General features: G+C 70.4%; 18 protein-coding genes. 13 read left to right on the forward strand and 5 right to left on the reverse strand.

What is annotated here, in order from left to right; all coding sequences use genetic code 11:
* Positions 1-91 precede the first annotated feature (91 nt).
* A complete protein-coding gene (locus ABZ725_RS28055; RefSeq protein ID WP_358805322.1) occupies positions 92-481 on the reverse strand; it encodes a Dabb family protein in 390 nt (129 codons plus the stop codon).
* Between the two features lie 80 nt (positions 482-561).
* On the opposite strand from ABZ725_RS28055, the gene ABZ725_RS28060 reads away from it, so the two are divergent.
* From ABZ725_RS28060 to ABZ725_RS28070, 3 genes are all read left to right on the forward strand, one after another.
* Positions 562-1,188: a TetR/AcrR family transcriptional regulator gene (locus ABZ725_RS28060; RefSeq protein ID WP_358805323.1), complete on the forward strand. Its 627-nt coding sequence runs from the start codon at positions 562-564 to the stop codon at positions 1,186-1,188.
* A 471-nt stretch (positions 1,189-1,659) separates the two neighbouring features.
* Positions 1,660-2,151 carry a hypothetical protein gene (locus ABZ725_RS28065; RefSeq protein ID WP_358805324.1) on the forward strand — a complete coding sequence of 164 codons (492 nt, stop codon included), beginning with the start codon at positions 1,660-1,662 and terminating at the stop codon, positions 2,149-2,151.
* Positions 2,152-2,210: 59 nt separating this feature from the next.
* Positions 2,211-3,683, forward strand: coding sequence for a hypothetical protein (locus ABZ725_RS28070; protein WP_358805325.1), 1,473 nt, complete (start codon positions 2,211-2,213; stop codon positions 3,681-3,683).
* A 180-nt stretch (positions 3,684-3,863) separates the two neighbouring features.
* On the opposite strand, the gene ABZ725_RS28075 is transcribed toward ABZ725_RS28070, so the two are convergent.
* Positions 3,864-4,007, reverse strand: a complete 144-nt coding sequence (locus ABZ725_RS28075) for a hypothetical protein (RefSeq protein WP_358805326.1) — start codon at positions 4,005-4,007, stop codon at positions 3,864-3,866.
* A 235-nt stretch (positions 4,008-4,242) separates the two neighbouring features.
* Between ABZ725_RS28075 and ABZ725_RS28080 the strand changes: the two genes are divergently transcribed.
* From ABZ725_RS28080 to ABZ725_RS28095, 4 genes are all read left to right on the forward strand, one after another.
* On the forward strand, positions 4,243-4,806 hold the full coding sequence (locus ABZ725_RS28080; RefSeq protein ID WP_358805327.1) for a dihydrofolate reductase family protein: 564 nt from the start codon (positions 4,243-4,245) through the stop codon (positions 4,804-4,806).
* A 404-nt stretch (positions 4,807-5,210) separates the two neighbouring features.
* Positions 5,211-5,768 carry a TetR family transcriptional regulator gene (locus tag ABZ725_RS28085; protein ID WP_358805328.1) on the forward strand — a complete coding sequence of 186 codons (558 nt, stop codon included), beginning with the start codon at positions 5,211-5,213 and terminating at the stop codon, positions 5,766-5,768.
* Positions 5,765-6,658 (forward strand): aldo/keto reductase, encoded by an 894-nt coding sequence (locus ABZ725_RS28090; RefSeq protein ID WP_358805329.1) that lies wholly within the window; start codon positions 5,765-5,767, stop codon positions 6,656-6,658. Before ABZ725_RS28085 ends, ABZ725_RS28090 begins: the two co-directional genes overlap by 4 nt.
* 54 nt (positions 6,659-6,712) lie before the next feature.
* Entirely contained in the window at positions 6,713-7,732 is a 1,020-nt protein-coding gene (locus ABZ725_RS28095) for an NADPH:quinone reductase (RefSeq protein ID WP_358805330.1), read from the forward strand.
* A gap of 199 nt (positions 7,733-7,931) precedes the next feature.
* Here ABZ725_RS28095 and ABZ725_RS28100 read toward each other — a convergent pair whose 3' ends face one another.
* Positions 7,932-8,579 (reverse strand): helix-turn-helix domain-containing protein, encoded by a 648-nt coding sequence (locus tag ABZ725_RS28100; RefSeq protein WP_358805331.1) that lies wholly within the window; start codon positions 8,577-8,579, stop codon positions 7,932-7,934.
* 126 nt (positions 8,580-8,705) lie between these two features.
* On the opposite strand from ABZ725_RS28100, the gene ABZ725_RS28105 reads away from it, so the two are divergent.
* A complete protein-coding gene (locus ABZ725_RS28105) occupies positions 8,706-9,731 on the forward strand; it encodes a hypothetical protein (protein ID WP_358805332.1) in 1,026 nt (341 codons plus the stop codon).
* 93 nt (positions 9,732-9,824) lie between these two features.
* Here the strand turns inward: ABZ725_RS28105 and ABZ725_RS28110 are convergent, their stop codons facing one another.
* Positions 9,825-10,313 (reverse strand): MarR family transcriptional regulator, encoded by a 489-nt coding sequence (locus tag ABZ725_RS28110; protein ID WP_351920028.1) that lies wholly within the window; start codon positions 10,311-10,313, stop codon positions 9,825-9,827.
* 119 nt (positions 10,314-10,432) lie between these two features.
* Between ABZ725_RS28110 and ABZ725_RS28115 the strand changes: the two genes are divergently transcribed.
* Positions 10,433-11,335, forward strand: coding sequence for an ABC transporter ATP-binding protein (locus ABZ725_RS28115; protein WP_351920027.1), 903 nt, complete (start codon positions 10,433-10,435; stop codon positions 11,333-11,335).
* Positions 11,332-12,930, forward strand: a complete 1,599-nt coding sequence (locus tag ABZ725_RS28120) for an ABC transporter permease subunit (protein WP_358805333.1) — start codon at positions 11,332-11,334, stop codon at positions 12,928-12,930. Before ABZ725_RS28115 ends, ABZ725_RS28120 begins: the two co-directional genes overlap by 4 nt.
* A gap of 276 nt (positions 12,931-13,206) precedes the next feature.
* On the opposite strand, the gene ABZ725_RS28125 is transcribed toward ABZ725_RS28120, so the two are convergent.
* The gene (locus ABZ725_RS28125; protein WP_358805334.1) at positions 13,207-15,990 is read right to left on the reverse strand and encodes an AAA family ATPase; all 2,784 of its coding nucleotides are present in this window, start codon (positions 15,988-15,990) and stop codon (positions 13,207-13,209) included.
* Positions 15,991-16,638: 648 nt separating this feature from the next.
* On the opposite strand from ABZ725_RS28125, the gene ABZ725_RS28130 reads away from it, so the two are divergent.
* The 3 genes from ABZ725_RS28130 (at position 16,639) to ABZ725_RS28140 (ending at position 18,553) form a co-directional block, all read left to right on the forward strand.
* Positions 16,639-17,028, forward strand: coding sequence for a nuclear transport factor 2 family protein (locus tag ABZ725_RS28130; protein WP_351920761.1), 390 nt, complete (start codon positions 16,639-16,641; stop codon positions 17,026-17,028).
* Between the two features lie 131 nt (positions 17,029-17,159).
* The gene (locus ABZ725_RS28135) at positions 17,160-18,350 is read left to right on the forward strand and encodes a cytochrome P450 (RefSeq protein ID WP_358805335.1); all 1,191 of its coding nucleotides are present in this window, start codon (positions 17,160-17,162) and stop codon (positions 18,348-18,350) included.
* An 8-nt stretch (positions 18,351-18,358) separates the two neighbouring features.
* Entirely contained in the window at positions 18,359-18,553 is a 195-nt protein-coding gene (locus tag ABZ725_RS28140; RefSeq protein ID WP_351920765.1) for a ferredoxin, read from the forward strand.
* The last annotated feature ends 104 nt before the right edge of the window (positions 18,554-18,657 follow it).

Consider the following 18,657-nt stretch of genomic DNA (forward strand, 5'->3'; position numbering starts at 1 on the left):
CTCACTGTCGGTGAGTTGCGCGCGCGTCACACCACAGTCTTATCGCACCGGTCCCCATCCCAAGCCACTTGATCACAACTAGAGACAGCCCCTAGGTCGCCAGCAGCGGGCCGAATTCGGCGGCCCACTCCGGATAGAGCGCGGCCTTCTCCTCATGCAGGGCGAGGATGTCCCTGGCCAGGGTGGGCGTCATGTCATCGGACAAGTCCGGGCCGATGGCGATCCTGGCCAGGTGGGGCATGATCTGCGGGTCGCCGGCCAGGTGGACCGGGTCGTGCATGTAGCGCCGCAGGGCCGGCAGGTCGGTGATGCCCACGCAGTAGGCGTGCGTGAAACCGTCGGGATCGCCGAGGTTTTGGCCCACCGTCGAGAAAGACACCGAATCGACAGAGGCCGTGCGCCGCATCGCCGCGAGTACGTGCTCGCGCTCCTCCTCGGTCACGGTCTCTTTGAACGTGAAGCGCAGCATGTGGACGATCACGACTGTCCCACCCCTCCAACGTAACTGAACCCAAGGGTTCAGGAATCTGTTCCGTACGGTTCAGTCATTACACTGAACCCATGGGTTCAGAAGTGTCAACCGGGGGCGGGCGTACGGCCCGTGGACGGATCGAGCGGCGGCAGGCGATCCTGGACGGCGCGTTCGCGGTATTCGCGCGGCAGGGCTACGCCCAGGCATGTGTGAAGGAGATCGCGCTGGAGGCGGGCGTCGCCAAGCCGACTGTCTACAGCCACCTGAACGACAAGGAGAGCCTCTACCGCGAGGCCGTCGAGGCCGCTGCCGACCGGATCGGCGCGCAGAGCCTCGCCGTCGTCGAGCAGCTGCGCGAGGCTGCCGCGGACGGCGACCCGCGCGCCCGACTCACGGCCGTGGCCCGCGGCCTGCTGCAGGCGTTCAGCGACGAGGACGCCCGCGCCGTACGGCGGTTGGCCTGCGCCGAGACGGCTCAATTCCCCGATCTGGCGGTGAGCGTGCGCGAGCGCACAGCCCTGCGGGTACGTTCCGCCCTCGCCGACCGTCTGGCCCGCCTGGCCCTCGCCGGCCACCTGCGCCCGTGCGACCCGGAGCTCGCTGCCGAGCACTTTCTCTCCCTGCTCACCGGCCCGTTGGAGTACCGCCCCGACGCCGCCCCGGACACCGTCGTGGACACCGCGATGGACGTCTTCCTGCGCGCCTACGGAAAGTGACCCCTCAACCTGCGACCGCGAAACTCGACGCACCGGCAGGCCCGGTCCTCCCACGTGATCGCCTCAGACACCCGGCGATGCTCGCACCGCTCCCGCGGATCGCGTCGGCCGGCAGTGCAGTCGTTGCGGTTGCCCGGCAGTGGGAGGCAGCTACCCGGGGCCTGGTGCCCTGGGTGCGGCTATTCGATGGGCTGGTCGTCCCGGTAGCCACACGCGGCCGGTGCTGAGGCTGTCGAGGTAGTCCAGCAGGGGTTCGATCACGGGTGGGGCCGGCGTGGAGGAGGCCACCTCTTCCCTGCCCCCTCGGACATGGCTCCGACCCGCTCCATCTCGCTCGCGCTTGCGGCATCGACGAGAAGACCGCCATCCGCTACGCGGACTCAGCATGCGCGCTTCTGAGAGAAGCTGCCGAGCAGGCATCCCAGTGAAACCCACTCGACCCGCTCAACCCACTGACGAGATCATGGGCAGATGCCGTCGACCGAACCAGCAGCCCGCGAACTTCAGGACCGCGCCGTTCTCTGGAGCATGGGCGAGATCCCCGCAACCGACGTCGTCACTGCTGCCTGTGATGCACTCGTTGCCGGCCTCGACAGTCCTGCCCTGCGGATCCTGGCCGCGTGCACACGCGCAGAGGCGGATTACGACGTCCCCGACCTCCTTTCCCCAGCACTCGACGAACTGGGCCTCACCTGCCACCCGGCCGGCAGCGTTGCAGGACAGGAAGCCGCCGTGCGAGCACTTGCCGCCCGGATGCTGGCCGGGGAGCTGACACCACGTGAGCTGGCCTTCCGGATCCACTGGCGTTTCGGGCACGAGCTGCCCTTGGCCGAACGACTCGCCAACCTGGACGACGACTACGACGTCCTCGAATACGGCGACAGAACACAGGCGCAGGTCGACGCCGATGTCACTACCGAAGCTCTTCGACTCACGCAGCATCCTCGTGCTCGAACGCCTTGACCGCTGCCGGCCGCAGCCCGGCGGCTTCGCATCGCGGCCCGCCTGGCATCCTGGCCCGCATGGACGCTGACGCTCTGACTCCGGTTCACCTCGACGAGGTGATGGACGGATTGGCGATGAATTCCGCCTTGCCGGCTCCCATGGTCCGGCGACTGTTCGCATGGCGGCGGGGTGGGGGGAAGGTGGCGGGGCGTCCGGACCTTACCGAGGACATGCTCACCGAGATCCTCGCGATCGACGACCACTGGCTCCTGCACAGCCTGGCGCTCAACGACCGGCTGCCGGACCGGTTTCGCATCCGTCTGGCCGCCCATCCGGACAAGGCGGTGCGGTCCGCGCTCGTCATCCGCGCCGCGACCGCACCGAGGGAGATGCTGGAGCAGCTCATCGACGATCCCGACCCACAGGTCCGCGAGTACCTGGCCCAGGGGCATCACACGCCACCGGATCTCCGGGCCCGCCTCGCCGCTGACTCCGACCCCGCGATCCGCGCCGCGTTGGCGAAGTACTGGACACAAGCGCCGGAAGCGGTCCATCGGATCCTGCTGACCGACCCCGAGGCCGAGGTCCGCGCCGCGGCCTGTTCGACCTACTTCGCGCATCGGCCGCATCCGATACCGCCCTCCGACCTACTGCCGGTGCTGTTGGCCGACCCTGTGACTCGGGCGGGCGCGGTGATTCACGCCGTTCTCGACGCGGACACTCTCCAGCAGCTCGCCGGTGATCCGGACAGCGAGGTGCGCGCTGAGCTCGCCCGGCATCCCGACCTGCCGCCGTCGATCCGCGAGGTCCTTGCCGTCGATCCGGCCTTGAGCGTCCGGGTTAAGGTCTTCGCCCGACCTGACACGCCGGAGCACGTGCGGGCACAGATCCACACCGCGGTCCACGAGCTTTCGCGTTCGATGGCCGACCCGAGCCCCGACGCCGACGACGAAGCAGTCCTGCAGTGGTATCGAGACGTCGCCGCACGCACGGAGCTTCGGATCCTGCGCCTGCCATGGGTTACCGCCGATCCGCTGCCGCACATCGACTCGCCCTATGTCAGCTTCCGAGTCTCAGCGGCCGTCAGCAAGGCCCTTCCCGCCGACGAGGTGGCCCGACTGCTCGACGACGAGGAGGAGATCGTTCGCCTCACCATGGCTCGCACCGCCCCGCACCTGGTTGATCCCGCGACCGCCGAGAACATCGAGCGCCGCTACCGCAGACGGGACAAGTTCACGTTCTGGTGGGACCAGGAGGAGGTCTTGACGTTCCCCTCAGAGGTCCTGCGCCGCTTCGCCACCGATCCTGAACCCCGGCTCCGATCCTTCGCTCCCCGCGATCCGAATCTGCCGTCGGAACTCGCCGAGAAGCTGGCCTCCGACCCCGAAGACCGCGTCCGCCGCGCGGTCGCGCCCCACCGCAATCTCCCGCTCCCATCCCTGTTCCGGCTCCTGGCCGACCCCTCGGGGCGCGTCGCGGAGGCCGCCGGCGCCTCGCCGTTCCTTCCCGTCGAGCGCATGGAGTGGCTACTGACCCGGGCGGGCCTGTAGCCGTCATGTCGCCCAAGGTTCGTCGGGTCGCGGGAGCGGGGCCGTCACCCCGTGCGGAGCCAGGACGGCTCGGCGTGCAGTGCGACTGCCGGTCGGTGGGCGTGCCGTGCGGCGCGTCAGCTGGCGATCTGGCATGCAAGTATTCGCCGCTGATCTGATAGGGGGTTTCCCCCTGTTGTTTCAAGCCGGCGATGCGGCATTGAGACAACAAGGGTTGAGGCGCAGCCGCAGCGCCGGCAGATCCCTGAGCCAGGTACGGCGGGCCTTGGTGGACAGTCCGCCCATCATCCCTCCCGCGGCGAAGGTGCCGATGTCGCGCACCAAGTGCTTGCCCCTCTCGGAGGCGTCGCATCTGGTGCCAGGTGCTGAAGTGCTCAAGGAGTTGGCGGTGTTCGCCTTCCTTGCTGGAAAACCGGGTGCTGCCGGTCGCGGCTCATTGAGGTTTTCTCAACGAAATGATCTCGTGGGGTGATTCGGCCCAGGTGATTCCGCAAGTTGCGATGAGTCCTGTGGCGTCCGGCGGTCGTACTGTCGAACCCGTTACCGAGGAGGACTTCTGATGCGCAGGGTGACCTATTCGATGGGTGTCTCACTTGACGGCTACATCGTCGGGCCGGACGGCGGCTTCGACTGGACGGGGCCCGACGAGGAGGTCTTTCGCTTCTGGATCGACGAGATTCGAGAGGTCGGCGTCCACCTGTTGGGACGACGGCTGTACGAGACGATGCTGTACTGGGAGACCGTCGACCAGGAGCGAACGCTCGACGACTCGGAGCGCGAGTGGGCCTCGCTCTGGAATCCGCTCCCGAAGGTGGTGTTCTCGACCACGCTGTCGGCGGTGCAGGGCAATGCCCGGCTGGCCTCCGGCGGCCTGGCGGAAGAGATCGAGCGGTTGCGAGCCGAACCGGGGGAGGGCGACATCGCGATCGGCGGCGCGACTCTCGCCGCCGAGGCGGCCGCGTCGGGTCTGATCGACGAGTACCAGGCCGTGGTCTACCCGGTGCTGGTCGGCGGTGGCACTCCGTTCTTTCCCCGACACGAGCGCCGGGTGGATCTCGAACTCGTCGAGACCCGCACCTTCAGTTCGAAGGTCGTCTACCTCCGCTACCGCGTGGCGCGTTAGTCGGCTCGTCCGCCGAGCCTGGGCAGAACGGGCCGGCCCGAAGAAGGAGGCGGCCTCCGGGAGGACGGCTGCGAAGACGCAGTTGGCTGAGAAGGGCACGGCGAAGAAGACGAGCGTGGCGCGGCGGCGCCGCAGCGCATGCATCGCCCGCCGGCGGGGAGCGCGGGCAGGGCGCCGCCCATGGCCGCCAGGGGGACCGGTCGTGACACTCCCAGTACCGCAGCAAGTGGTCGTCGCGCCAGGCTGCCCGTGCAAGGTCCGCGCGGAGCGCTGTCCGAAGAACCCGTCTGTCCGGCTGCGCCCATTCATGCGACGTCCGGTGGGAAGTGCGGGAAAAAGAACGGCGGTTCTGCTTGTAGAGTGGCTACAAGCAGAACCGCCGTTCTTTTTGAGGGAGGACCGTGATGCCCCGGCTCACCGACGCGCGCAAGGAACTGAGGCGCGCTCAGATCGCGGAGGCCGCCGTGCGCTGCTTCGGGCGCAATGGCCTGGAGCGGACCTCGATCGCCGACATCATCACTGAGTCCGGACTTTCGGCCGGATCGATCTACGCCCACTACCGCAACAAGGCCGACCTGGTCCAGGCAGCCGCTCGCGGGGTGCTCGCCGAGCGCGCCAAGGTCCTTGGCGCGCACGCCGCGAGCGACGCCCCGCCCGACCCCGACGAACTGCTCGCCCGTCTGATCGCCGCGATCGACCCCGCAGAGGCCCGGGTCGGCGTGCAGACCTGGGGTGAGGCGACCACCAACCCGGCCATCCGCGACATCGTCGTCGACATGACCGACCGGATGCGCGCGATGCTGCACGACTGCGTCACCGCCTGGCTCGTCAAGGTCGAGCACCACGAGCCGGCCGAGGCCCGGGAGAGCGCCGCCCCGATCGCCCACCGGGTGATGGCGCTCTACCAGGCCGAACTGCTGTACACCGCCCTGCAGTCACCGACCGAGGAGGCACAGCCATGACCGCCCTGACCGCTACGTTCGCCGGTCGCACCGTCTTACGCGTCGGCTACGGCGCGCTGCAGCTCGAGCGCCTGCACGACCGCCGCGGCGAGGCCGTCGCGCTGCTGCGGCGCGCGGTCGAGCTGGGCGTCGACCATGTGGACACCGCCGAGTTCTACGGCTTCGGTTTCGCCAACGACGTGATCCGCGAGGCGCTGCGCGACGAGGACCGCGTCTTGGTCGTCACGAAGGTCGGCGCCGACCCCGACCCGGGCGGGCACGTGCCGTTGCGTCTGGCGCAGCGGCCCGAGCAGCTGCGCGCCAGCGTCGAGGACAACCTGCGCAGCCTCGGCGTCGACCAGCTCCCCGTGGTCAACCTCCGCCGCCTCGACTCCGGCCCCGGTCTGCGTCCCGAGGGCGACCAGGTCGTCGAACTCGACGACCAGCTCGCGGTGATGACCGCCCTGCGCGACGAGGGCAAGATCGGCGCGATCGGCCTGAGCAGCGTCACCCTCGACGTCCTGCGCCGCGCCCTGCCGGCCGGAGTCGCCTGCGTGCAGAACGCCTACAGCCTCGTCTCCCGCGACGACGAGGATCTGCTGCGGCTGTGTGCGGCCGAGAGCATCGCCTGGGTTCCGTTCTTCCCGCTCGGCGGCGCTTTCCCGGGCCTGCCCAAGGCGACCGACGAGCCGGCCGTGCACGCCGCGGCCGAGTCCCTGGGCGTCACGCCCTCCCAGGTAGGCCTCGCCTGGCTGCTGCACCACGCCCCACACGTGCTGCTCATCCCCGGCACCGCCGACACCGCCCACCTCGAGGCCAACATGGCGGCCGGTGAGATCGCCCTCGACGCCGCGACCCTGGCCGCCCTCGACGCCGTCGAGTCCCGCTCCAACGAGGTCCCCATCGGTTGACGGGGACCGACAGGACCCCATTACCAGGCCCTGAGGTTCCGAGAAGGACGCATCATGAAAGCCATCATCTACCGCGACAACGGCGGCCCCGACGTTCTTCGGCTCGTCGACCGTGACCTGCCCGCGCCCGGCCCCGGCGAGGTTCGCGTCCGGGTTGCCGTGTCCGGAGTCAACCCGACCGACTGGCAGGCCCGTTCCGGCCCCGGCCATCCCAAGCACTTCTCCGAGGTCACCCCGCACCTCGACGGCGCCGGCACGATCGACGCCGTCGGGGAGGGGATCGACCGGAGCCGGGTCGGTCAGCGGGTCTGGCTGTTCATGGCCGCCGCCGGGCGGCCCACCGGTACCGCCGCCGAGTTCACCGTCGTCCCCGCCGAACAGGCCGTGCCGCTGCCCGACGACGCCGGGTTCGACGTCGGCGCCTCACTCGGCGTCCCCGCGCTCACCGCGCACCGTGCGCTCACCGTCGCCGAGGACGGGCCGCGCCGTCTGCGGCCCGGGGCGCTCGACGGCCAGGTGGTGCTCGCCGCGGGCGGGGCCGGGGCGGTCGGGCACGCGGTGATCCAGCTCGCCCGATGGGCCGGCGCCACCGTGGTCAGCACGGTCAGCAGCCCGGAGAAGGCCCGGTTGGCCACCGCGGCCGGGGCCCACCATGTGATCAACTATCGCGAGGGCGACCCGGCCGCCGAGATCCGCAGGATCGTCCCGGGCGGTGTCGACATCGTCGCCGAGGTGGCGCTGGGCGCGAACCTCGCACTGGACCTGGCCGTGCTGCGGACACGCGGCACGATCTCGACCTACGCCAACGACGGTGGCAAGCCCGTCGAACTGAACGTGCTGCAGAACATGGTGCTGAACACACGCTTCCAGTTCCTGGTGCTCTACACGGCCGGACCACAGGCACGCGCCGCGGCCGCCGAGGACGTCGCTGCCGCAGTCCGCGACGGCGCCCTGCCGGTCGGCGAGGAGCACGGCCTGCCGCTGGTCCGCTTTCCGCTCGACCGCACCGCCGACGCGCACCGGGCGGTGGAGAGCGGCACCGTCGGCAAGGTCCTGGTGGACGTCACATCGTGACGGCCCCGGAGGCCCAGCCCAACGCCAGCCGCAGAGTAGCGGGCTGATCAGGCGCTCACCGCCGTGGCCGACCTGCAACAACGGCGTCGGCGCCGGGAGTTGCAACGGGGACCGCCTATGAAGCGCTGCCGTCGATCTGTGACGGCAGCGCGGCTCGTGCCGGACCCACCGCGACGTCGGAGCCGTCGGGGGAACGGACTCACTGGCGCAAGCGCTGTTGTGCCTGTTCTTCGGCGGCGTCAAGTGCGGGTTCGAGTGTGGCGAGCGCGGAGCGGAGCAGGTCCGGCAGCGAGCCGGACGGCACGACAAGCCCGCTGGTTGTGAGGGGTGCGGCCGGAGGCTGGAGCCACTGCTGCAGTGCGATGCGAACCGCAGCGGCCACGCTCGCCGCGAGCACCCGGGCGGTAGGCGTGCCGGTGTGGCCGAGGCGCTGGTCGATCGCCGCGGCGAGGGGGTGTTCGATCGCTGCGACGGTGTCGAGGAAGGTGTCACGCAGCGCGGGGCTGGCCGTGATCAGCAGCAGCTCGTCGTGGTCACGCGGTTCGGTGTACTGCTCCAGGATCGCTTCGGCCAAGGCGTCGGCGAGGCGCACATCGGCGGGTCTGGCTGCCACCGAGGCGGCGACCCGGGATTCCCGTTCGGCGGTGACGGCGGCGACGATGGCCTGTTCACGACTGGAGAAATAGTTGTTGTAGGTCCTCGGCGAGACCCCGGCTGCCTCGGCGATGTCGTCGACGCGGACGTTGTCGGGCCCGCGCTTGAGGGCCAGCCGAAGTGCCGCTTCACGCAATGCCACTCGGGTGGCCTGCTTCTTCTGCTCCCGCAGCCCGGTCCGTCTTGTCGTCACCCTCGCAGTATCCCCGCTTCGGTGCGTGCACGCAAACTTTCGTCCACGCAAACTTTCGTTCCCGAAAACTTGCGTGCACGCAATATTTGCTTCTACGCTCAAGCCCCCTACGGAAAGGTCAGACGCATGCGGGCCAAGGGCATCTGCTACGACACCGGCTTCCTCCGCAACGGCGGCTACTCGCGGGAGCACTTCGACCCCGACCTGGTCAGGAAGGAGCTGACCATCATCCGCGACGATCTCCACTGCACCGCCGTCCACATCACCGGCGGCGACCCGGAGCGCTTGGAGCTCGCCGCCCGTCACGCCGCCGAGCTCGGACTGGAGATCTGGTTCTCGCCCTACCCGCTGGAGCTGACGACCGACGAAATCCTCATCCTGATCGCCGACTGCGCGGAGCGGGCCGAGCGACTCCGGACGCAAGGGGCCGAGGTCGTGCTCGTCACCGGCGCTGAGCTGAGCGTCATGAACCATGGGTTCCTCGAAGGCGACAGCGTCGACGAGCGAATCCGCCGGCTACTGAGCGACCCGGCCCGTCGGCCCGAGAGGATTGCCGCAGTCGGCACCCGCCTCAACGCCTTCCTCCGCGAAGCCGTGGCGGTGGTCCGCGAGCGCTTCCACGGCAAGGTCACCTACGCCGCCATCCAGTTCGAAGGCGTCGACTGGGACTTGTTCGACTTCACGACCTTCGAACTCATCCGGTCCGCGGAGGTGGCCGACCGATTCCGAGACGCCGTGCGCAGCCTCGTCGCACAGCCCAAACCGGTCGCCATCACCGGCTTCGGCACCGCCACCTGGCGCGGAGCGGGTGACGTCGCACCCCGCAGCATGGAAATCCTCGAAACCGACGAAGTCACCGGCGCGCCGCTCCGGTTGACGGGGACATACGAACGCGACGAGGTCGGCCAAGCCGCATACCTGAGCGAACTGCTGGAGATCTTCGACAGCGAGGGCGTCGACAGCGCCTTCGTGTTCCTCTTCGCGCTCTACAACCTGCCCCACCGCCCCGACGGCGATCCTCGCGACGACCTCGACCTCGCCAGCCTCGGCATCGTCAAGATCCTCGAAGACCGCCACGGCGACACCTACCCCGGCCTGCCCTGGGAACCCAAGGCCGCCTTCGCCGCAGTCGCCGACCACTACCGCGACTGAGCCCGCCGCTCGGTCACCGGCTCCGGTCTCGGAGCGGCCGGCCGAGCGGCAGCCTGCGGGATCGTGGGGGCCCTGCTCCAATCACTGCTCCAATCACTCCTCCGACGCGGCCTGCGCGCGCATGCTCCGCCACTTCTCCAGAGCGCCCGCCATCTCGTGCTGGGCGAAGGAGAAGAAGTCGCGCATCTCCACCATCCGGGCGCCCGCCTTCGTGTCGGGGCCGCCGAGGGGCTCGATGCCCTTGTCGGTCGCGGCGATGATCTGCGCGAAGAGGCTCTGCTTGGTCGCGGTCCCGGTGTACCAGGCGTCGTCGGGCAGCAGATACAGATCGCTGCGCGACCCCAGCACCGACTCACGGGTGATCAGCCCGGACTGGGTGAGATGGCGGACCGCGCCCGAGATCGCGGCGGCGCTCGCCCCCAGTCGCTCGGCCAGCTCGCCGGCGGTCAACCCCCGCTCCTCCGCCGCCATCAGGGTGATCAGTACACGCGCGCTCATCCTCGGGAAACCCCAGTCGGCGAACAGCATCGCCATCTGCTCGATGAAATGCCGCGCGGCGTCCTCGTCCCTGCCGTCAGCCACAATCACCAGCTCCTCCGCCGCTTCGGTGCGCGCACCCCGCGCACACGTGCCTGTGCACGCATCATTTCATGACATCGCGAAGCTTCACAAACTAGTGAAATGACTGTAGCGTCCAGCCCGTGAACGCAATCGACAGCGATGTGATCAACACCTTAGGGCTGCGCAAGCAGTTCGGCCGGGCCGTCGCCCTTGACGGCCTGGACCTTCAAGTGGCCCAGGGCGAGGTGCACGGCCTGCTCGGGCCGAACGGCGCGGGCAAGTCCACCGTCATCCGGGTCCTGCTGGGACTGCTGCGCTCGGACGGCGGCACCGCCACCCTGTTCGGCGGTGACCCCTGGCAGGAAGCCACGACACTGCACCGCAGACTGGCCTACGTGCCCGGCGACGTCAGCCTCTGGCCCAACCTCAGCGGCGGCGAGACGATCGACCTGCTCGGTTCGATGCGCGGCGGCCTGGACAAGGCGCGGCGCGACGAACTGGTCGAGCGGTTCGAGCTGGACACCACCAAGAAGGGCCGGGCCTACTCCAAGGGCAACCGCCAGAAGGTGGCGCTCGTCGCGGCCCTCGCCTCCGACGCCGAACTGCTCATCCTCGACGAGCCGACCTCCGGCCTCGACCCGCTGATGGAGGCCGTCTTCAGCGCGAGCGTGGCCGAGGCCAAGGACCGCGGCGCGACCGTGCTGCTGTCCAGCCACATCCTCAGCGAGGTCGAGGACCTCTGCGACCGGGTCTCCATCATCCGCGCGGGTCGCCGGGTCGACTCCGGCACGCTCGACGAACTACGGCACCTCTCCCGTACCACCATCGCCGCCACGGTGTCCCGGCCGGTGAACGGCCTGAGCGCCATAGGCGGTGTGTACGACCTGCACGTCGACGGCGGCTCCGTGCGCTGCCAGGTCGACCCCGACGCCCTGGACAAGGTGCTGCGCATGCTCACCGACGCCGGCGTGTCGTCGCTCATCAGCCGACCCCCTACGCTCGAAGAGCTGTTCATGCGCTACTACTCCGGGGAGCAGCAGTGAGCGACGGCGGGCTCGCCGGTCTGCGCGAGCTGTCCAAGCTGGCTTCCCGCCGCGACCGGATCATCCTGCCGCTGTGGGCGTACGCCCTGATCGGCAGCGCGGCCTCGACGGCCTACAGCATCAAGGGGCTCTTCCCCGACGCGTCGTCGCGACAGGACTTCGCCGAAGGGATCGGGGCCGCGTCCGGCGCGATCGCGCTCTACGGCCGGCTCGACGAGAACTCGCTCGGCGCCATCACCACCTGGCGCTCGCTGGTGCTCGGAGCGGTCCTGGCCGCGATCATGTCCATCCTGCTCGTCGTGCGGCACACCCGCGCGGAGGAGCAGACGGGGCGCCAGGAACTGGTGGCGTCCGGCGTCGTGGACCGCAGGGCGCCGCTGGTCGCCGTGCTCCGGCTGGTGATCGGCGTCAACCTCGGCGTCGGCCTGATCATCGGCGCCGTCCTGCCCGTGATCGGCCTCGGGGCGGCCGGCGCCTTCGCCCTGGGCCTGTCCATGGCGGCCTGCGGCATCGTCTTCGCCGGCATCGCGGCCGTCTGCGCCCAGCTCTTCGAGGCGTCACGCACCGCGAACTCCGTCGCCCTGACCCTGCTCGCCGCCTTCTACCTGGTGCGCGCGGCGGGGGACATGAGCGACGACGCCCAGTGGCTGCGGTGGCTCTCACCGGTCGGCTGGGCCGAGGAGGTGCAGCCCTACACGGGGGACCGCTGGTGGGCCCTGGCGATCCCCGTGGTGGCGGCCGCCGCGCTGATCGCGGTGGCGCTGCGGCTGCTGGACCGACGGGACTTCGCCTCCGGTGTGCTGCCCGGCCGACCCGGCCCCGCCTACGCCGGCGCCGGCACCCTCGGCACCTTCGGCCTCGCCTGGCGCATGCACCGCGGCTCCCTGTTCGGCTGGTCGATCGGCGTGCTGGTCGCGGCACTGGTGTTCGGTTCCTTCGTCAAGGACGTCGACCTTCTCACCGACAGCGACCGGGTGCAGGAGATCATGGCGGAACTCGGCGGCTCACAGAACATGGCCGACGCGTATGTGTCCTCCATCGTGGGCGTGTTCGGGATCCTGGCAGCCGTCTTCGCGCTCACCGTGATCGTGCGGGCCCGCGGCGAGGAAGCCGGCGGCCGGATCGAACTCGTCTTCGCCGGCACCCCTAGCCGGGCGCGCTGGCTGCTGAGCCACCTGGTGTTCGCGGTGGCAGGCGCCGTGGTGATCCTCGTCGCCGCGGCCTTCGGCATGGGCCTGTCCCAGGGGCTGGGCGCGCACGACGTGGGAGGGGCACTCGGCGATGCCTTCGGCGCCGTGTCCGCGCAGCTTCCGGCCGTCGTGCTGATCGCGGCGCTCGCGGTCCTGCTGTTCGCGGTGGTCCCCCGCTGGACCAGCGCGGGCTGGGGCATGCTGGGCCTCTTCGCCTTCCTGACCCTGGTCGGGCCGCAGCTGAAGGTCAGCCAGTACGTCCTGGACGTCTCACCGTTCACCCATGTGCCCAAGCTCCCCGGCAACGACGTCTCCGCGACGCCGCTGGTGGTGATGGCCGCCCTGGCCGTGGTCGGCGTGGCCGCGACCCTGGTCGCCTTCCGCCGCCGCGACCTGCTCGCGTAACCGGCGCTCCCCTCCCCTCCACCCGTCCTCGCCGACCCGCCCGTCCCTCCCTCGCTCCCCTTCCAGCCCTTTCAGCGGCGAGGCGGGGGAGTGAGGGGTGACGGGCAGGGGGCGGGGTCGTCCGGTCCGGCGGGGCATGCGATCCGGTGAGGCCATGCCGACCGGCCCCCGTAGAGACCCGCACAGCAGCGTCGGCACACGAGGAGGCGCCCGGCCGGAGAACCCCGGCCGGGCGCCTCTTCCTTGCCCTGCGCGCCTTGCCCCGCGCTCCTCGCCCTACGCCTCGATCGCCTGCTTGGGCGGCCCGGTGAACAGCGCCGACGCCAGCTGCGCCCGGTCGTTGACACCGACCTTGCGGTACATGCGCGTCAGATGCTGCTCCACCGTGCTCACCGTGATGTAGAGCAGCTTGGCGATCTCACTGTTCGTATGGCCCAGCGCCACCAGGTCGGCGACCCGCTGCTCCGCGTCCGTGAGCACCGCCGTCGGACCCTTGGACTCGGTGTCGGGCCGGTCCCGGTCCGCCGGAAGAAGCCTGCTCAGCGGCTCCGCCTGGCACTTGTCCGCGATGATCTTCGCCTGGGAGCCGATCACCCGGGCCCGTCGCGTCTCGCCGACGGCGTTGTACGTGTCGGTGAGGTCGGCCAGCGCGCGAGCCAACTCGTAACGGTCCCCGCTCTCCTGGAGCGCGTCGACGGCCTGCCGCAGCAAGGAGAGACGCCTGCGGGGCTCATGCGTCCCCGCCAGCAGCCGCAGCGTCGCCCCGCGCGTGCGCGGCGAACCGCTCTGCTCGCTGCGCCGCAACTGCTCCTCCAGGAGGCCGCGGGCACGATCCGGCTCACCCATCCGCAGCCACGCCTCGCCGACGTCATTGCGCCACGCGATCAGACCCGGCACGTCCACACCCCAGCGGGCCATCAGCTCACCGCAGCCGAGGAAGTCCGAAAGCGCGCCTTCCCAGTCCTGGACGGCCATGCTGTACCGCCCCCGAGCGTGCAGGTAGTGCAGTCCGGCACGGCTCTGGAGCAGCGTCTCGGGGATCGGCAGATACAGCAGCTCCGCGGCCTCGTCCTCCCGGCCCATCGAGGCGAGCGCGATCAGCAGGCTGGCCAGCGGCGAGCCCACCGCCACCCCCCACTCGCCGATCGGCACGACGTCGAACGAGGCGGTCGCGTGCTCGACGGCGCCCGGCAGATCACCGAGCCGGATACAGATCTCCGCCCGCAGCGCGTGCAGCCGGGCCGCACTGCCCGGTTCGCCCCGCTCCTGCGCCGCCGCGATCAGCTCGTCGCAGTGCGGCAGCGCCAGCGTGGGCTGCTCGGCGTACGTCAGGGCGAGCAGCGCGCACTCGATGGTGTCCAGGTCGGTGCCGTGCAACCGGCTCCCGTGCAGGATCCGTTCGGCCTTGGGCACCGTACGCTCCGAAGGCCCCTGGGTCAGCACCGACTCCAGCACGGTCGCCGCGTCGTACCGGCGGCGGCTCTCGGTAGTGGAGGGCGTGCGGTGCAGTTCCCCGTCGTCCTCCACGGCGTCCGGCAGCAGACCCAGCAGCGGGGCGTACGAGCAGCGCATCCACCGCCGGGCGGCGCACAGCTCCATCGTGGTCGTGGGGGACGCGGTCTGCCCCGAGCCGGGCAGATGCCGCAACGCCTCGGTGGCTGCCTCGAACCGGCCGCTCCACAGCAGCACCCTGACCACGCCGAGCGTCTCGCCGCCGCCCAGATGGCCGCCGCGCACCGCTTGCAGCAGGGCGGTGATCTGCGGTTCGGAGACACCGCCGCCCATCCGGCGCTCCGCCTGGAGCAACGCGGCCCTGATCCGGGCCAGTTCGTTCTCGTCCACGCTCAACGTGCAGGCCAGGCGCAGATATTCGACGGCGGTGGCACCCCGCCCCTCGGTCAGCGCCTGTGCGGCGGCCGCGTCGAGCACGGGCACCGCCCAGGGCGCCCGCACCCCCTGACCCGCCAGCAGATGCTCGGCGATCGCGGACGCCGAACCGGACTCCGCGTACATCAGTTCCGCCGCGTCCCGGTGCAACGCCGCCGTGGCCTCGGGGCCGACGTCCGCCAGGACCGCCGACGCCGCCGAGGGATGCCGGAACCGACCCTGTTCGAGCAGACCGGAGGCGTCGAGCACCGCGAGACACTGCGCCACCTCACCGGCCTCCAGGCCCAACAGCCGGGCGATCGGCTCCGGCTTCCCGAGCACGGCCAGCGCCTGCGCCACCCGCGCCGCAAGCGCCGGGCCGCGGTGCAGACACGACAGCATCGCCCGCCGGTAGCCGGCGGACGACAGGGCCGACGAGAGCGACGAGGGCGCGGCGCGCTGGACGTCGTCGAGGACTCCGTCGAGCAGCAGTGGATTGCCGCCGCTCACCCTCAGCGCCCAGGCCGCGACCCGCTCCGCGCTCTCCGCGCCGAGCCGGGCCGCCGCGGCTTCGCGTACCTGCTCCAGGTCGAGCGGAGTCAGGCGGACACCGTGGGCGTGCGGCAGCCGCAGCAGCTGCTCGACGAAGCCGGCGCACCGGTCCCCGGGTAGACAGCTGTGGCTGAAGACCGCGAGCAGCGGGGTGCTGTGCATCCGGCGGGTGAGATAGGCGAGACAGGCCAGCGAGGCGGCGTCGGCGTGGTGGATGTCGTCGACCACGATGGCCAGCGGCCGGGGCCCGGCCAGGCCGAGCAGGATCGCGCACAGGGACTGCACGATCTGGGCGTCCACCGCGGACAGCTTCGTCGGTGGTCCGCCCGGCGAGGCCGTCATATGGGCCCTGCCGATCGCGAGCAGCTGGTTCACCTGGTAACCGACCGGGGCCGACAGTGCGGCCTCCTCGAGCAGTTGGGCGACCACGCCCAGCGGTATGCCCTCCTCGGACTCGGACGCCACGGCGGTCAGCACCACGCCGTCGGCGGCCCGCACCTGCTGCGCGAACCCCGCTAACAACGTTGTCTTTCCCATGGCCACCGAGCCGCTGATCACGGCGATGCCGCTGTCACAGGCCGGCGCACCGTCGAGGAGACCGGTCAGTAAGGCGGTCGCTTCGGAACGCTCGCCCGCGCTCACGGTCCGGTCTCATCGCGGACGGCGGCGACCCACGCGGGGCGACGGCACGGCCGTCGACACAGGTGCGGATCGGGTCTCGCGAAGGAGGTGAGGTGAGGTTGACGGCGGTTGATGGTCTTCATGTGCTCTCCTTCACGCCAGTGACGGGGAGACGTAAACGCCGACCGCGTCGCGAGTCGCATCGAGATCACGGATGCGGGCAGGCGCAGGGGGCCGCTCGCTGCCTCGGCGTTGAGACAGCGTTGTGGTTGTTGGGATTGGTTGAACCACACTAGCAGGGGGCTCAGGGCCGTTCGAGGCTCCTTCGCACACGACCGGGTGTCGCTCAAGGGAGCAACCCCGCCATTTCCGGGGAGGCGGCGGAAGTCGAGCCCCTGATCCGGCTTCCGTGCAGGTCAGCGGCCCACCAGGGGTCGGCAGGGGTGTGAACAGGGGTGGCGTCCGCGCGGTAGGTGATCGAACACTGAGTCGTGGATCGAGACAGGTGTCCCCGGTCCGGCCGCGACGACCCGAGCGGCTGATCCGTGCGACGCGAGCTCGCGATCCTTCCGCGCCCGCACCTTCGCCGCTGAACCGCCGCACGTCGCACTGCCGCACCGCCGCACCGTTTGCCCCGCGGCACCGCTGCACCGCTCGGAAGGAGTCCGCGTGCCCGACGAGGTGACCCGCAAGGCCCTGGCGCTCGAGTACTGCCGTCGGATGAACGCCGGCGACGTGGACGGCGTCCTCGAACTGTTCGCCCCCGACGTGGTGTTCGAGGACCCGGTCGGCTCCGGCGAACAGGTGGGCCTCGAAGCACTCCGTGCGCACATCACCCGGGCCCTCGTCGACGACCGCGCCCAGGAACGCCCCGGCACTCCGGTGGCCGCGCACGACGGGGAGACCGTGGTCCTTCCGGCCACCGTCGAACTGAGCCCCCGCAGCTACCCCAAGCGGATCGAGATCTCGATCATCGGGATCGTGCGCTTCCGGGAGGACGGCCTGGTGCGGGAGTTGCGCGCGCTGTGGGGCGACACGGACATGAAGGTCCTCGACTGACTGACTGAACCGACTGGCTGACCGCCCGACTGGCTGACCGCCCGACTGACCGAACCGAACGACTGACCGACTGGCCCGACCGCCGGAAGACCGCGACACCGCGACACCACGCCGACAGGAAGGAACACGCCATGACCGAGGTTCCGGCCGGGGCCCGACCGTTGCCCACCACCCGCACGACACCGCTGGACCCGCCGCCGGAACTGCTGGAGCGTCAGCAGCAGTGCCCCGTCGACCGGCTGCGCTACCCCGACGGCAGCGAGGGCTGGCTCATCACCGGCTACGACCAGGTCCGCGCGGCCCTGGCCGACGCCCGCTTCAGCTCGCAGAAGTACCTGCTGCGCTCGCCGATCCAGCCGCAGGAACCCACCCCGGCCGCGCCCGGCTTCTTCGTCTACACCGACCCGCCCGAGCACACCAAGTACCGCCGCCTGCTCACCGGCCTGTTCACCCTGCGCAGGATGTCCCAACTCGCCGAACGCGTGAAGGAGATCGCAGCGGACGCCCTGGACGCCATGGAGGAGGCCGGCCCGCCGGTCGACCTGGTGCCCGCCTTCGCGCTGGCCCTCCCGTCGCTGGTGATCTGCGAACTCCTCGGCGTCCCCTACGAGGATCGCGAGGTCTTCCAGCACAACTCCACCGTCATCCAGGACATCAACACCCCGCTCGACCAGGCGTACGCCGCCCTCGACGCGATGCAGAAATACCTCAGCGGCCTGGTCGAACGACGCCGCGGCCCCGACCCCTCCGAAGACATCCTCGGCGGCCTGGCCGCACACGAGGAACTGACCGTCGAGGAGGTCACCAACATCTGCTTCCTGCTGCTGGCGGCAGGGCACGAGACCACCGCCAACATGCTCTCCCTCGGCACCTACGCCCTGCTCACCAACCCCGACCAGCTCGCGATGCTGCGCTCCGGCGAGACCACGATGGACAGCGCCGTCGAGGAGCTGATGCGCTATCTGACGGTCAACCACTACGGCCCGATCCGCGGCATCCTGGAGGACTTCGAGTTCGAGGGCTGCCCGATGAAGGCCGGCGAGACGGTCACCCTGTCGGCCTTCGCGGCGAACCGGGACCCCAAGCACTTCGCCGACCCCGACCGCCTCGACTTCGCCCGCGGCGGCCGCGGCCAGCTCTCCTTCGGACACGGCATCCACCAGTGCATCGGCCAGCAACTGGCCCGGATCGAGATGCGGATCGGCTTCCAGGCCCTCCTCGACCGCTTCCCCGAACTGCGCCTGGCCGTACCGAAGGAAGAGGTCCGGATGCGGGACACCATGCTGATCTACGGCGTCAGCTCGATGCCGGTCGCCTGGTAGCGCGGCCGATGCGTGTCGACGTCGACCGCGACCGCTGCTGCGGCGCAGGGATGTGCGCCCTGGAGGCGCCCGCCGTGTTCGACCAGGACGAGACCGACGGCCTGGTCGTCCTGATTCTGCCGGACCCGCCGAGCGCACTGCACGACCGCGTCCGCGACGCGGCCCGATCCTGCCCGTCAGGAGCGGTCAAGCTCCTCGAATGACCCCGGGCAGCGGGTGACGAAAGTGATCGGCAAGCACCTTCGGGGCGACCCGAGGGCTCCGCCGCGGCCGCCGCCGCGACCGGCTGAGAACCGAAGGGTTGGAC

Origin of the sequence: Streptomyces sp. NPDC006872, from assembly GCF_040635845.1 — a bacterium.
Taxonomy (GTDB): Bacteria; Actinomycetota; Actinomycetes; order Streptomycetales; family Streptomycetaceae; genus Streptomyces.